Origin of the sequence: Streptomyces aquilus (assembly GCF_003955715.1) — a bacterium.
In the GTDB taxonomy this organism is placed as follows: domain Bacteria; phylum Actinomycetota; class Actinomycetes; order Streptomycetales; family Streptomycetaceae; genus Streptomyces; species Streptomyces aquilus.
In genome coordinates this window covers 1,877,557-1,891,485 of sequence record NZ_CP034463.1, presented here as the reverse complement: position 1 = coordinate 1,891,485, position 13,929 = coordinate 1,877,557, and the positions used below count along the sequence as shown (strand labels likewise).

Annotated in this window: 12 protein-coding genes; 5 read left to right on the top strand and 7 right to left on the bottom strand. The window is 70.5% G+C overall.

Annotated features, from left to right (window positions below):
* Positions 1 to 846 carry an ABC transporter ATP-binding protein gene (locus tag EJC51_RS08715; protein WP_126270535.1) on the bottom strand — a complete coding sequence of 282 codons (846 nt, stop codon included), beginning with the start codon at positions 844 to 846 and terminating at the stop codon, positions 1 to 3.
* Between the two features lie 198 nt (positions 847 to 1,044).
* Between EJC51_RS08715 and EJC51_RS08710 the strand changes: the two genes are divergently transcribed.
* Positions 1,045 to 1,272 carry an antitoxin gene (locus EJC51_RS08710; RefSeq protein WP_126270534.1) on the top strand — a complete coding sequence of 76 codons (228 nt, stop codon included), beginning with the start codon at positions 1,045 to 1,047 and terminating at the stop codon, positions 1,270 to 1,272.
* 43 nt (positions 1,273 to 1,315) lie between these two features.
* On the top strand, positions 1,316 to 1,654 hold the full coding sequence (locus EJC51_RS08705) for a fic family toxin-antitoxin system, toxin component (RefSeq protein WP_097273765.1): 339 nt from the start codon (positions 1,316 to 1,318) through the stop codon (positions 1,652 to 1,654).
* Between the two features lie 12 nt (positions 1,655 to 1,666).
* Here EJC51_RS08705 and EJC51_RS08700 read toward each other — a convergent pair whose 3' ends face one another.
* Positions 1,667 to 2,347, bottom strand: coding sequence for a class I SAM-dependent methyltransferase (locus tag EJC51_RS08700; protein WP_126270533.1), 681 nt, complete (start codon positions 2,345 to 2,347; stop codon positions 1,667 to 1,669).
* Positions 2,348 to 2,421: 74 nt separating this feature from the next.
* Positions 2,422 to 3,108 carry an esterase/lipase family protein gene (locus EJC51_RS08695; RefSeq protein ID WP_126270532.1) on the bottom strand — a complete coding sequence of 229 codons (687 nt, stop codon included), beginning with the start codon at positions 3,106 to 3,108 and terminating at the stop codon, positions 2,422 to 2,424.
* A gap of 115 nt (positions 3,109 to 3,223) precedes the next feature.
* On the opposite strand from EJC51_RS08695, the gene EJC51_RS08690 reads away from it, so the two are divergent.
* Complete coding sequence (locus EJC51_RS08690; protein WP_126270531.1) at positions 3,224 to 5,530, top strand: helix-turn-helix transcriptional regulator; 2,307 nt, start codon at positions 3,224 to 3,226, stop codon at positions 5,528 to 5,530.
* 86 nt (positions 5,531 to 5,616) lie between these two features.
* On the opposite strand, the gene EJC51_RS47655 is transcribed toward EJC51_RS08690, so the two are convergent.
* Positions 5,617 to 5,799, bottom strand: a complete 183-nt coding sequence (locus EJC51_RS47655; protein ID WP_166682844.1) for a hypothetical protein — start codon at positions 5,797 to 5,799, stop codon at positions 5,617 to 5,619.
* Positions 5,800 to 5,961: 162 nt separating this feature from the next.
* On the opposite strand from EJC51_RS47655, the gene EJC51_RS08685 reads away from it, so the two are divergent.
* Together EJC51_RS08685 and EJC51_RS08680 are read left to right on the top strand one after the other, a co-directional pair.
* The gene (locus tag EJC51_RS08685) at positions 5,962 to 10,299 is read left to right on the top strand and encodes an NACHT domain-containing protein (RefSeq protein ID WP_166682843.1); all 4,338 of its coding nucleotides are present in this window, start codon (positions 5,962 to 5,964) and stop codon (positions 10,297 to 10,299) included.
* Entirely contained in the window at positions 10,292 to 10,666 is a 375-nt protein-coding gene (locus tag EJC51_RS08680) for a hypothetical protein (RefSeq protein WP_126270529.1), read from the top strand. Before EJC51_RS08685 ends, EJC51_RS08680 begins: the two co-directional genes overlap by 8 nt.
* On the opposite strand, the gene bioD is transcribed toward EJC51_RS08680, so the two are convergent.
* The 3 genes from bioD to bioB are packed head-to-tail and all read right to left on the bottom strand — an operon-like array spanning position 10,636 to position 13,868.
* The gene (gene bioD, locus EJC51_RS08675; RefSeq protein ID WP_126270528.1) at positions 10,636 to 11,391 is read right to left on the bottom strand and encodes a dethiobiotin synthase; all 756 of its coding nucleotides are present in this window, start codon (positions 11,389 to 11,391) and stop codon (positions 10,636 to 10,638) included. The genes EJC51_RS08680 and bioD overlap by 31 nt on opposite strands.
* Position 11,392: 1 nt before the next feature.
* Positions 11,393 to 12,667 carry an adenosylmethionine--8-amino-7-oxononanoate transaminase gene (locus EJC51_RS08670; RefSeq protein WP_126270527.1) on the bottom strand — a complete coding sequence of 425 codons (1,275 nt, stop codon included), beginning with the start codon at positions 12,665 to 12,667 and terminating at the stop codon, positions 11,393 to 11,395.
* A complete protein-coding gene (gene bioB, locus EJC51_RS08665) occupies positions 12,660 to 13,868 on the bottom strand; it encodes a biotin synthase BioB (RefSeq protein ID WP_126270526.1) in 1,209 nt (402 codons plus the stop codon). The genes EJC51_RS08670 and bioB overlap by 8 nt, the downstream gene beginning before the upstream one ends.
* Positions 13,869 to 13,929 lie beyond the last annotated feature (61 nt).

Below are 13,929 nucleotides of genomic sequence, written 5' to 3'. Positions count from 1 at the left end.
TCAGTCCTTGTCGAGGGAGACGTCGGGGGTTGCCTCGCTGTCGGCCTGGCCTTCAGCGGTGTCCACCTGGCCGCGGATCACGTCGAACCGCTTCATCCGCTCCAGCACCGCCTCCGCCGTCGGCCGCGCCATCTCGTCGACGATCCGTCCGTCCCCGAGGAAGAGCACCAGGTCGGAGTGGGCGGCGGCGCCGGGGTCGTGGGTGACCATGACGACGGTCTGCCCGAGGTCGTCCACGGCGTCGCGCAGGAAGCCGAGCACCTCCAGACCGGCCCGCGAGTCGAGGTTGCCGGTCGGCTCGTCCGCGAAGATCAGCTCCGGCCGGGAGGCCAGCGCCCGCGCGCACGCCACCCGCTGCTGCTGACCGCCGGAGAGCTGGGCGGGCCGGTGCTTGAGCCGGTCCCGCAGCCCCAGCGTGTCGATGACCTGGTCCAGCCACTTCTCGTCGGGCTTCTTGCCCGCGATGTCCATGGGCAGGGTGATGTTCTCGGCCGCGTTCAGCGTCGGGATCAGGTTGAACGACTGGAACATGAACCCGATCCGGTCCCGCCGCAGCCGCGTCAGCTCGCGCTCCTTGAGCCCCGTGATCTCGGTGTCGCCGAGCCAGACCTGACCGGCGGACACGTTGTCGAGCCCGGCCAGGCAGTGCATCAGCGTGGACTTGCCGGAGCCCGAAGGGCCCATGACAGCCGTGAAGCGGCCGCGCGCGATGTCCACGTCCACCGAGTCCAGGGCGAGCACCGTGGTCTCACCCGAGCCGTACGCCTTCGTCAGTCCGCGGGCGCGGGCCGCGATCCCGTCGGCCGAGGCATGGCCGGGGGCGTGCTCCGCAGCAGATGTGGACAAGACTGCCTCCTCGCTCGCTGGACGTACCGACTCCCTTGTCCGGCCGAGGGTAGTGTGACCCCGCCCACACCCGATATCCCCCGTGAGTGCAAGGCCGTCTCCACCCCAGGTCGGGCCCCTGATACCGATGTAAGGGGCAATCTCCATCCCCGGGTGGACCCCTTGCCGGTGCTAGCGGTTCGGCGCTAGCGTCGAGGTATGGCGAAGACCCAGCTGAACGTACGCGTGGACGAGGGCACCGCCCGCGCGGCTCGCGAACGCGCCCTGGCCCGCGGCATGAGCGTCAACCGTTACATCGAAGAGCTGGTCAAGCAGGATGCCGGCCAGGTCGGGCAGACCTTCGTGGAGGCCGCCGCCGACTTCATGAAGCAGTACGAGAACGTGTTCGCCGAGGAGTTCGGCGCCGACCGCGAGGGACGTCGCTGACCTCTTGAGCGACAACGTGAGAATCGACCTCGCCTGGCTCCTCATGCTCGCCGAACACAAGACACCGGGTGACCCGCAGGTCGTCGACTGGGGAGCCCTCGTCGCGGCCGTCGCGCGCCACCAGGCCGAGATATTCGACGTACCCGTCTACGACAGCCCGCAGGCCCGCGCCGCAGCCCTGCTCCAACTCCTGATCCACGTACCGGCGTTGGAGCGCTCCAACGCGCTGTTCGCGTCCTCCGTCGCCTACGCCTACCTGGTCGCCAGCGGCCTCAAGGTCGTCACCTCGCCCGAGCAGGTCCGTGACCTGGCCCGGCTGGTCAAGAGCGGGGAGGCCTCGGTGCACGACATCGCGGAAGAGCTGCGGCAGTGGAGCCTGTGAGCGCCGGGCCGATCACTCGGCGGGACGCCAGGCGGTGCCCAGCACACAGAAGGACGCCGGCGTCCTCGGCCCCTTCTCCGGCATGAACACCCGCCGGTAGGGCCCGAGTTCGAACCCCGCCTCGCGCAGCGCGGCCACCGGCTCCCGGGACAGATGGCAGCCCCCGGCGAGCGGCGGCCACACCGTCCGGTCCAGCGCCCGCTGGGTGAACCGCATCGCCGCTCCGCCGCCCCGGCCGTGCTCGAAGAACCGCAGGACACCGCCGGGCCGCAGCACCCGCCGTATCTCCGCGAGCGCCCGCGGCACATCCCGCACGCTGCACAGCACCAGGGAGACCACGGCCGCGTCGAACGCCTCGCTCTTGACCGGCAGCGCCTCCGCTGCGCCCGGCACCACGTCCACGGGCACCTCGGAGCGCAGGGCGGCCTCCACCGCCAACTGCCGCAGACCGCGCTCCGGTTCGATCGCCACGACCTCCGCGACCGTCCGCGGATAGTGCGCGAAGTTCAGTCCGTTGCCCGCGCCGATCTCGATGACCCGCCCGGACAGCCCGGACAGCAGCCGGTCACGCACCCCGGCCATGCCCCAGCGGGTCTCGGCGGTCACGCTCGCGCGGGCGTAGTAGCGGGCGAACAGCGGGTGGTGCACGGGATCACTCGGCAACCTGCCCGAGCCGGCGGACCGTAGCGGCATGGCGACCTCCCGAAAGGACGGGCCCTACCGTGATTGTCCCCCGGTACACGATCCGTGCACCTCCCGCCCGGAAGCTACGCCACGAAGTCGCGCACCTGCTGGTAGACCCCGTAGTCGTTGTTCATGTCGGTGTGCGAGACACAGCCGACCTCGACATTGGTCGCCCCGCTGAGGATCGCGGTGGTGTCGGGGGTGAGGGCGTCGTCGCAGTTGGACCAGTAGCTGGCGTAACGGACGCTGCCCGGGGTCTCGTCACCGGAGTTGAGCGAGGTCAGGAACGAACTGCCCGTGTACATCTCGGCACACGACGTGTACAGCCAGGAGCACCAGGAAGCGGTCGTCGTGCCGTGGTTGACACCGGCCACCGAGACGAAGTCGTCCACGTACGACGTCCCGCCCAGGTTCTTGAGGTAGTAGCGGGAGTTCAGCGCGCCCATCGAGTGCACGACCAGGTCCACCTTCGAGGCGCCGGTCTGCGACAGCACGGTCTTCACGTAGCTGGAGAGCTGGCTCGCCGTGGTGACGTTCGACTTGGACCAGTCGTACGAGAACGCGTACAGCTGCGAGGACGTGTAGCCGTCGGCCTTGAAGTCGGCGATCCAGTCGTCCCAGCTGCTCGCGTCACTGCTCAAACCATGGACGAAGACGATCGGATCGTGGGTCGCGGCCTGAGCGGGGGCCGCGGACAGGGAGAGCGACAGAAGGAGCGCGGTGACCACGGCCGAGACGGCCGCTGACGTGCGGCGCATGCGGAGTTGCATGATGCCTCCTGATACGGGTGGGGTTGTCAGGAGGGTGCGGCCGGGTCTACGCGCGCCGCATCGGCGAAATCGCCGGTCTTTACGGCTCAATTAACTCGCCAGTAACGTCGATGGCGTGGTGACTCCGGTGAACCCCCCACCCCTTGCCCCCACTTCGCCACCGCCGGTCACGGACGCGTGGCAGGCCCTGCTCTCCGCCTTGCCCGAGGGCGTCCGGGTACGGCTCCTGCACGCCGTGCACGGCGATCCGCGCGCGGCGGCCGAGGCCGTACGACTGCTCGGCGACCGCCGCTCGGCCGGCCTCGACCCGCTCCCCGCCGAACCCGCCGAACTGGCCCCGTCGCTGCTGCGCGCCCACCGCGCGGAGATCCGCGCCCTGCCCGACGACACCCGCCTCCTGCTCCTCCTCGCCGCCGCCGACCAGTACCCGGTCGCCACGCACGCCTTCCTGCGCGCGGTCGCCGCCGCCCGCCTCGACACCCGCCCCCTGGAGGCCGCCGAGGCCGCGGGGCTCGCCCACGCGCGGGCCGACGGGGTCGTCTTCCGTGACGCCTGGACGAGGATCGCCGCGTACGAGACCGGCTCACCGGCGGACCGGCGCGACGTCCACCGGCTGCTGGCCCGCGTCCTGAGCGCGGAAGGTGAGACGCCGCTGCGTTCCTGGCACCGGGGCGCGGGCGCCCTCGGCCCGAGCGCCCGGCTGGCGGCGGAGCTCAGCACGGCCGCCGCGGCGGCCCGCGACGAGGGTCGCCTCCCGCTGGCGCGCGCCCTCGCCGAACGCGCGGCCGCGCTGTGCCCCGACCGGGCCGGGCAAACCCGTCTGTTGACACGTGCCGCCGTGTACGCCTGGCAGTCCGGTGCGGGCGACCGGGCGCGAGCCCTGGCAGCGCGCACCGAGGACGACGCGCTGACCGGCGTACTCGCCCTGCGGGCCGGGAACGCGGCGGAGGCCTTCGACGCGCTGCTGACGGCGGCGGTGCGCGAGCAGGAGGAGGGGGGAGGCGACGTGGGCGCGCTCTCGGACTCGATAGGCCGGAACGTTTCTCCCGCACCATCCGCACCATCCGCACCACTGGACACCACGCGCCCCACCCTCACCACCCTCGGCGTCCCCAACCCCGCCCTCCACCTCCTCGCCCGGGCCACCGAGGCCGCCATCTACACCGGTGACCTGCGGCGATGCCGGGAGGCCGACCGGGTGGCGCGGCGGCTCGGGATCGAGCCGCCCGGGACGCTCGGCGGGCTCGCGGCGGCTTTCGAGGGCCGGTACGAGGACGCGCGCGACCTGCTCGGCGCGACGGCCGGACGCTGCGGCCCCGGCGGTGACCCCACCCTCCTGATCCACTCCGCAATCGCCGCCCTGCTGCTCGGCGACCACACGCGGGCCAGCGCGGCGACCGTCCGCGCAGCCGCCTCCGCGCGCGTGCGCGGCGCGACGGTCGCCGTGGCGCAGGCGATGGAGTTCCGTGCCTACGCCGACTTCTGGACCGGGCGCCCGCGCGCCGGGGAGGCCGCCGCGGCCGACGCGCTCTGGCATGCCTACGCCACCGGTCAGGACAACGGCGCCTGCCATCTCCAAGCGGCCCTCGCCATGTTCGCGGCGCTCACGGGCGACGCCGACGTGTGCCGGGAACGGGCGGCGACGGCCCGGTCGTACGCCCTCGGGCGCGGTCTCGGTCTGCCCGCCGCGCTCGCCCAGTGGGCGCTCGCCTATCTCGACCTCAGCAGCGGCCGGTTCGCCGCGGCGGCGGCCCGGCTGCGGGCGCTCGCCGGCTTCGGCCCCGGCCATGGCCACCGGGCCATCCGGCACCTGGCCACCCCGCACTACGTCGAGGCGGCCGTCCGCACCGACGACACCCGGGTGGCCCGGGTCGCGCACGCCGACTACCACCGCTGGGCGAGCGCCGTCCGCAGCCCCGACGACCTGGCGCTCAGCGCCCGGTGCCGGGCCCTGCTGGCGCCCGGCGCCGAAGCGGTCGACCACTACCGCACCGCACTCGATCTGCACGCCCGAGGCACCCGCGACTTCGAACGTGCCCGCACGGAGCTGCTGTTCGGCAGCGCCCTGCGCCGACTGCGGCACCGCACCGAGGCCCGCGACCGCCTGCACAGCGCCCTGGAGGCGTTCGAGCACTTCGGCGCCCCGCACTGCGCCGCCCAGGCCCGCGCGGAACTCCGCGCGCTCGGCACCCCCGCAACTCCCGCTTCAGCGAGCCCGGTCGATCCCACCACCCGCCTCACCGCCCAGCAGCTCATGGTCGCCCGCATGGCCGCCGAGGGCGCCACCAACCGCGAGATCGCCACGAGACTGGCCCTCAGCCCCCGCACGATCGACCACCATCTGCGGGGCGTCTTCGCGCGGTTGGGGATCCGGTCACGGATCGAGCTGGTGCGGTTGCTGAGCGAGGGCGACGCGCGGTAAGGGTGTTTGCGAGACACATGCAGAGGGGCGCCTCCTCGAAGGAGACGCCCCTCTGCGGCCTCATCGCCGACGTGGCCCGATGCTCGTCACCGCCGGAGCGAGCGAGCCCCTTCCCACAGGACCCGGAACAGCGCCGGAATCCGCTTGAGGACCTCGATGGCGAAATGCGCCGGGTTCTCGGCCTTGAGCGAGCCGCGGACGAGAACGAAAGCCAGTGTGAGCACCATGGGCGTGATCACACTGAGGGTGAACCAGACGAAGACCTGCACGAGGCGACCCCTCCCGGAAAGTCCCCGACGTCCTCGGGGAATCGCCGTCGTTCGGCGAGTAAGGGCAGTCAAGGACGGGGCTGGTGCACGGCTGTTGCGTGCCGCGATGCACGTGGGTGCATTTCCGCATCCATGTGCCAGTGGCTTGAGTACGCTGAAGGTGTGGGGACGACGCACGACGCACGTGCAGCACTGGAGACAGTCCTTTCCGCTGCCCTTCGCACCGACCAGCCGCGTGACAAACTCAGCGCCGCACTGATAGGCGTGCAGACGTTCTCGTTCATGCGCGACAGCCTCAGCGGACTCGGTACGACTCCGGACACGATCGATGTCGAACACGCCTGCTCGAGGGTCAGGGACGCACTGTTCGTCGAACTGCCCAAGAAATACGGTCCTCTCGTCGAGGAACTGAACCTCACCCTTCCTCAGTCCAGAGTGGTGCTGAGCGTGCTCGGTGGCATGACGATCACTCAAGCAGTACGCGAGCTTGAAGAGATGGGAGAGCACCACCACCGGAGCTGGGGCTCGCGGCTGATGCCCGTGGCTGCGAAGCGGCTCGCAGCCTGGGTGATCAAGCGAGAGGAGGGCGCGCGTCCGGCTGCTGCGGACGACAGGCTGCGCGCCTACATGGACAAGCTCGTGCTCCACTGCGGCGAACTACCGTCCTGGTTCCCACCCCTGTCCTTCACCGAGATATCCCAGGAAGTCATCGTCACCCCACCGGCCGACTCCGGTGGACAGAGCGACCCTCCCGGGGAACGGTCGGCGACGGCGATCTCGCTGGGCAAGAGCACGGGTACGACCGCCCCGCGCCGGATGCAGCTGTCCAGCGCGCTGGACCGGTATCACTTCCTGACGCTCGTCGGTGGACCGGGCTCGGGCAAGAGCTGGGCGGTGCGCGCACGCGCGCTGAGTCTCGCGAAGGAGCAGTCGGTCGACGGCCACCCCCAACGCATCCCGATCCTGATCGCGGCTCCGAAGCTGGAAACCGTCCTGGCCGAAGCCAAACCGAGCTCCGGCGACCCGGCGGCGCTGGCCAAAGCCTTGGCCGAGGCTCTGCCCTCGGACGTCGCCCAGGTGCCGGACGCTGTGACCGAGGTCGCGCAACTGCTGCAGACGCAAAGCCCGGTGGAGTTGCTGATCGACGGTTATGATGAGGTGCGCGAACAACAGCCGCTGCTCGCGGCGAAGTTGAGCGAAATAATCGACCTGCTGCACCCGAGGCACAGCAGGTTCGTCCTCACCACACGCCCCTCGGCGGTGCCGCAGCATCGCGTGGCGAAGCAAACCGTGCTGTGCGAGGTGCAGCCGTTCGGGACCGCGGAGCAGCTCCGTTTCGTCCGAGCGTGGTTCGAGGGGCGCACCGAGCGGTCGTTGCACGTCCGGCGATGGGTCACCGACCGCCGCATCGAGTGGCTCCGCTCGCCCCTGCTGCTGGCCCTGCTGTGCAAAGTCTCGGAGGGCAAGGACGACACGCCTCCGCGTACCGAGCACGAGCTGTGGAAACGGGCGCTCAAGCGCCTTACGGCCGAGGAGGACCGGCATGCAGGACTGTCGGAGACGGATGACGAGCGGGTCCGACTGCGGTTGCATCTGCTGAAAGACGTGGCCTCGCTGTTCCAGAACGACTCCGGACTGTGCACCGAGGTGCCGATCGCCACGATCGAGGACCGGTTGGCAGGAGCGCCCCAGTGGCAGGCTCTGGAAAGGCTCATCGCGCCGAGAACCGCCATCGACGATCTCGTGGCGACCGGCGTCGTGCAGAAGGCGAAGTGGCGGGACGACTATGTCCTGGTGTTCCTGCACGATGCGATCCGGGATCATCTCCTGGCCCAGCATCTGGCCGAGCACGGCACATGGTTCGGGTATGTGTGGCGCATCTGGGCCCAGCCCGAGTGGGAACAGGTGATCGGGGCCACCGGCACTTTCCTGGCCGAGCCGGACGTGCTGATACGGGAGTTGGAGATCCGCTTCAGTGACGATCCGCTCAATGCCGCTCGCTTCACCGCCGGTCTCGTCCTCGCGGCGGGGGCGTGCGTCAGCGAGGAGAAACGTGAGCGGATCCGTGACGAACTGCTGGTGCTGCTGTGCTCGAACGACTTCATTGATCGGAGCCGCAGTGCGGTCCTCCTGTCCTCCATGAAGGATTCGCGAACCGTCGGGCTCGTGCGGAACCTGCTCCACCCGTCCCTGCCCACTCATGTGATCACCGCCGCACTCCGCGCCATCGCGGGCGGCACGGCGCACGAGTCACTGGAAGCCCTGATCGACTGCGCCCGCCGTGACGACTTCACGCCGGAGGAACGGGAATCCGCGGTCGACGCGCTGGCGGAGACCACGACCAAGGCGGCCCTCGACGCGCTGGAATCGCTCGCTGCCGACGAACGGGCGCATCCCGTCGTGCGCGCGGCGGCCGCCCTGCACGCCCTGCGCTCCTTCGACACGTCCGCAGCAGTGCGGAAACTCCTGGTCACCTCCGACGTGAGCGCGCGCCTGAGCCAACGCGAACTCGCAGAACGCGTGTTGCGCCATGCCGACACCGCACTGTCCCTGGCCGAGGAGATCGCCACGGGCACCCTGGAGCCGAGCGACCCGTACTGCGCGGCTCTGATCCTGTCTGTGGACCCGGCGGCCGCGGAACACGGTGAGAAGCACCTGGTCCGCGGCCTGCCGGGAAACATGGTGGTCGACGTGACAGCCGATGCCGTTGAGAGACTGCGGTCCGCAGCGCTACAGGACCCCTTGCTGGTGGTACTGGCCCGGTACATCCTCGAACCCGGAGCGCCGACAGAGCTGCGATGGCTCATGGCGTGCACTGTGAAGTCCGCAGACACACCGACCCTTATCGGCATCTGGGATGCCTTCGCCGACGAACTGTCGAAGAAGCGGCTGGTGGACGTGGGGCAGTTCCTGCTGGAGGAGGCGGACCGACTGCCTCCGGAGATCCGTGAGAAGCTCTGCAGCGCGATCGACGGTGGTGTATTCGGTCCCCTCGTCCAGGCTCTACGAGTCCCCGGCCGCGACCCGCTTCCGGAGCCCCGGCAGGCGGCGGCTCTGGACACCGGTGGAGAGGTTGGAGCCCTGCAGTCCGCACAGTCCGTCTCGGAGGCCGAGCCCGTCGCGCTGCCTACCATCGAACAGATACTCAACTCCACGCAACCTATGACGCGTCGATACCAGCTCCTGCGTGCCGTGCGGCGTGCCATCCCGGCACAGGGCCCCGAGCGGCGCGATTCCGCGGTGCTCACCGCGGTCATGGCGGTGGGCAGCGTGACGGACTGGATCGATGTGCAGCCCCGGGTGGCACCGCTGGCGGAGGCTCGACTGGTGGTGACTCCGCATGCCAACGCCGACGTCGAACTGGCCCGGCTGCGCGCCAAATGGCCGGACCGCCAGGAAGAAGTGGAGCACACCCCCGCCCCGTTCAGCGCGCAGGTGCTCGACGCCAGGGCCGAGGCCGCTCTGATGTCCAACGACCTGGATGAGGCCGCCACGATGGCGCTGGCATCCATCGGCGCCCGACAGGCGGACATGCTGGCGCCGACCATGGATTCGGTGTCCGCTCTGTTCGCCGCCGGTGCCACGTCCGGCCGTACCTGGAGCACCCACCGGCAGGTCCATGCCTATCTGAGCAGGCTTCCGCGAGGGTACCGGCAGGAGATCCTCAAGGCGTGGCTGGCCGCGGCGAATTCCGACTTCAGCACAGTCGCCGGAGTGCTCGAGAAGCTACCCGCCTTCACTCGTTCCCTGCCCGATGTGGCCGGCCTGCGACTGGCTGCGGGAGTGTCCGGCGAAGAAGCGCTGAAACATGTCGTGTCCTGGGCCGGGTGTATGCGCGTCGCGGTACTGCTGCAAGCCGTGCGTGCCTTCGACGTCAGCCCGATTGTCGCGGCACGCCTGGACGCCGCACGTGCCGCGCTCACCCGTCAGGCGCACGCACTCTGCACCTCTTGGCCGCCCGTCAAGCTGGACGCTCCGTCCAACCAAGGGACTCCCAGATGGTCGTGGACATTGGTGGAGATCGCGACCACCCAACTGAAGCGCGGACGTGCGGACATCGCCGTGGCCATCTACGAGTCGGTCGTGGACAAGTCGCCGGACAACGCCCGGTTCCTCAACAACCTGGGCTTCTGCCAGATCCCGCTCGACCGTGACCTGGCCCTGCGCACGCTGGACAAGGCGGCTGGGCTCTTCGCGGTGCCCTTCGCAGTCAACGTGGCCAACCGGATGCTGCTCCACCTGCTGAACGGCAATGCGAAGACCGCCTTGGAGATCGGCGACGACTACTACCGCAGAGGATCTCCTGCCACCCCCGGCTCGTGGTTGTGGAACATGGACGCCTCGTCGGTCCTGGAGGAGGACGTCGACGAGCAGGCTTACATCATGGAACTCGGCCGGAGGGCCGCGGTGAGCTTGGGCGAGTACGACCTGGCGGAGGTGTGGGAGCAACGTCTGCGCTCCCGGCGAGCCGGTGCAGGAGGGGCGGGCGACGATGGATGACGACGAGACGAACACGGACGCGGGAAACCTCCTTCCCTCGCCCGCTGCCGTACGCGTGCAACTGACCCTGGACCTGGACTTCCAGCTCCAGGTGCTTCTCACCTACCGGCGGGACAAACCCTCGGACACGGCGAGCGAGATCAAGATGATCCGGCGCAGGAGGGACTCCGAACTCGTCGAACGAGTTGCCCGCGTGGTGCCTCCGGAAGACTTCGAGAGAGCGACGACGCCCCAAGGGGCGCTCGACATCGCCGCTCTGGAGCAGCGATATCCCTATGTCCGCATCATGCACGTCATGAGGACGGGCTGGACCGTCCAAGAGGTTCAGCTGAGCATTCAGAACTCTCTCCGGGGCTCTGAGGACTGAGGCCGCTCCGAAGGAGCCTCCCGCCCCCGGAACACCTCCGCGTCCCACACCCCGTCCAGCCGCGGCGCCAGCCAACTCGGCGCCGCCGCGCGGAAGTCCGGCGGTGCCAGTGCGCCCGCGCCCATCGGCAGCGCCCCCAGCAGCGGCGCGGCGGCGACCTCGGGCAGGTCGGTCACATTGCACCGCATCGCCAGATCGGGTGAGTTGGGCCAGCCGCCGATGACGACGCCCGCCAACTCCAGTCCCCGGGAGCGGAGTTCACGGGCCGTCAGGTCGGTGGCGTTGAGCGTGCCCAGTCCGGCCGTGGCCACCACCAGCACCGGCGCTCCCAGGAGTTGCGCCGCGTCCGCCAGCGTTCCGCCCGCCTCGTCGAACCGGACGAGCAGCCCGCCCGCGCCCTCGACGAGCACCAGATCGTGCTCGGTGGCGAGTTTGGCGGCCGTCTCGGCGATCTCCGGCGGGCGCACCGCGGCGCGGCCCGCCCGGCGCGCGGCCGTCGCCGGGGCCAACGGCTCCGGGTAGCGGGCGAGTTCGGCCGTCGTCACCGGCCCCGCGAGTCGCGCGACCTCCTGGGCGTCGCCCGGCTCGTCCGGTCGTACGCCCGTCTGGGCCGCCTTGAGCACGGCCACCGACCGGCCCGCGGCGACGGCGGCGGCGGCGACCGCGGCGGTCGTGATCGTCTTGCCGACCTCCGTGCCGGTGCCCGTGATCACCAGTACAGACATCTCAACCCTCTCCCGCGGCCGCGCACACGGCCCGCGCGATCCGTGCCACGTCCGCGTCGCCCGTGACGTACGGCGGCATCGTGTAGACGAGGTCGCGGAACGGCCGCAGCCACACGCCCTCGCGCGCGGCCGCCTCCGTGGCCGCCTTCATGTCCACCTCGTGATCGAGCTGGACCACACCGATCGCACCGAGGACGCGGACGTCCCGGACCCCCGGCAGCTCCCGCGCCGGCGCCAGGCCCTCCATCAGCCCCGCCTCGATCCGCTTGACCTCGGACTGCCAGTCCTGCCCGAGCAGCAGCTCGATCGACGCGCAGGCCACGGCCGCCGCGAGCGGGTTGCCCATGAACGTCGGGCCGTGCGCCAGCACCGGGACCTCGCCACGCGAGATGCCGTCGGCCACGCGGGCCGTGCACAAGGTGGCCGCCATCGTCAGGTAGCCGCCGGTCAGCGCCTTGCCCACACACATCACGTCCGGGGTCACCGCCGCGTGCTCCGCCGCGAACAGCGCGCCCGTACGCCCGAAGCCGGTCGCGATCTCGTCGAAGACCAGCAGCACGTCGTGCGCGTCGCACGCCTCGCGCAGCACCCGCAGATAGGCGGGGGAGTGGAAGCGCATCCCGCCCGCCCCCTGGACCACCGGCTCCACGATCACCGCGGCCAGTTCGTCGGCGTGCCGCTCGATCAACTCGCGCAGCCGGTCGGCGTACGACTCCTCGTACTCGGCCGGCGGAGCGTCCGCGAACACCTGGCGCGGGAGCACGCCGGTCCACAGGTCGTGCATCCCGCCCTCGGGGTCGCACACCGACATCGGCTGCCAGGTGTCCCCGTGGTAGCCGCCCCGCCAGGTCAGCAGGCGCTGCTTGCCCGCGCGGCCCAGCGACCGCCAGTACTGTAGGCACATCTTCGCCGCGACCTCGACCGACACCGACCCGGAGTCGGCCAGGAAGACATGCTCCAACCCGTCGGGCGACATGTCGACAAGGTGCTTCGCGAGGCGTACGGCGGGCTCGTGGGTGAGCCCGCCGAACATCACGTGGCTCATCCGGCCGAGCTGCCCGGCGGCGGCCTCGTTCAGCACCGGGTGGTTGTAGCCGTGGATGGCCGACCACCAGGACGACATGCCGTCGACCAGCTCCCCGGCGGAGGTGCGCAGCCGCACCCCGCTCGCCGACTCCACGACGAGCGGTTCCACGCGGCCGGGCATCGGCCCGTACGGATGCCAGACATGCCGCCGGTCGAGCTCCAGCAGCTCGGACACGGGCAGCTCAGGCATTGGGCGCGAGATCCGTCCCGGCACCGCGACGGCGTACGGCGACCAGATCCGTGCGCGGCTCGTTGACCTCGGGAACGGCGGCCGGCTCAGGGGAACCGCACACGGAACCACAGCCGGTCCCGCACCCGGCCTCGGCATGCGAACCGCACCCGGCCTCGGCATGCGAACCGCATCCGCCCGCCGCGGCGGCCACGTCCGCCCGGTGCTGCGGCAGCGTGACCTCGCCCGCGCCCTCCACCTCGAAGCCGGCGTCCGCGATCATCTCCAGGTCGGCCTTGCCCGCCTGGCCCTCGGACGTCAGGTAGTCACCGAGGAAGATCGAGTTGGCGATGTTCAGGGCGAGCGGCTGCATCGTGCGCAGATGGACCTCACGGCCGCCCGCGATCCGCACCTCGGCGTCGGGGCAGACGAACCGGACCATCGCCAGGATGCGCAGACAGCGCTGCGGGGTGAGGTTCCACTCCTTGGCCAGCGGCGTGCCCTCGAACGGGATCAGGAAGTTGACCGGAACCGAGTCCGGGTCCAGCTCACGCAGCGAGAAGACCACGTCGACCAGGTCCTCGTCCGACTCGCCCATGCCCGCGATCAGACCCGAGCAGGCCGACAGCCCCGCCGCGTGCGCCTTCTGCACGGTGTCGACGCGGTCGGCGTAGGTGTGCGTCGTCGTGATGTCGCCGTACGTCGCCTCGGACGTGTTGAGGTTGTGGTTGTAGGCGTCCGCGCCGGCCTCGCGCAGCCGCTCGGCCTGGCCGTCGGAGAGCAGCCCGAGACAGGCGCACACCTCGACGTTCTCGTTCTGGTCCTTGATCGCCTTGATGGTGCCCGCGACCCGGTCCACGTCCCGGTCCGTCGGACCGCGCCCGCTCGCCACCAGACAGACCCGCTTCGCGCCGCCCGCGAGACCCGCGGCGGCGGCCTTGGAGGCCTCGTCGGGCTTGAGCCAGGTGTACTTCAGGATCCCGGCCTCGGAGCCGAGCCGCTGCGAGCAGTAGGAGCAGTCCTCGGGGCACAAGCCGGACTTGAGGTTGACGAGGTAGTTCAGTTTCACGCGTCGGCCGAACCAGTGCCGGCGCACCTTTCCGGCCGCGGCCACCACGTCGAGCAGGTCGTCGTCGGAAGTGGCGAGGATGGCGAGCGCCTCGTCGCGGGTCGGCAGCTCGCGCCGAAGCCCCTTGTCCACCAGCGTGTTCAGCAGGTCCATGAAAGCTGATCCTGTCCTAAGGAGCCGTCTCCGGCCAAGGAGAGTTCGTACAACAGCGGCC

Excerpts from the sequence above, each read along its gene's own strand:
- EJC51_RS08700 (WP_126270533.1), bottom strand. The coding sequence starts at position 2,347 with ATGCCGCTACGGTCCGCCGGCTCGGGCAGGTTGCCGAGTGATCCCGTG.
- bioD (WP_126270528.1), bottom strand. The coding sequence starts at position 11,391 with ATGTCTGTACTGGTGATCACGGGCACCGGCACGGAGGTCGGCAAGACG.
- EJC51_RS08710 (WP_126270534.1), top strand. The coding sequence starts at position 1,045 with ATGGCGAAGACCCAGCTGAACGTACGCGTGGACGAGGGCACCGCCCGC.
- EJC51_RS08705 (WP_097273765.1), top strand. The coding sequence starts at position 1,316 with ATGCTCGCCGAACACAAGACACCGGGTGACCCGCAGGTCGTCGACTGG.
- bioB (WP_126270526.1), bottom strand. The coding sequence starts at position 13,868 with ATGGACCTGCTGAACACGCTGGTGGACAAGGGGCTTCGGCGCGAGCTG.
- EJC51_RS08670 (WP_126270527.1), bottom strand. The coding sequence starts at position 12,667 with ATGCCTGAGCTGCCCGTGTCCGAGCTGCTGGAGCTCGACCGGCGGCAT.
- EJC51_RS08680 (WP_126270529.1), top strand. The coding sequence starts at position 10,292 with ATGGATGACGACGAGACGAACACGGACGCGGGAAACCTCCTTCCCTCG.
- EJC51_RS08695 (WP_126270532.1), bottom strand. The coding sequence starts at position 3,108 with ATGCAACTCCGCATGCGCCGCACGTCAGCGGCCGTCTCGGCCGTGGTC.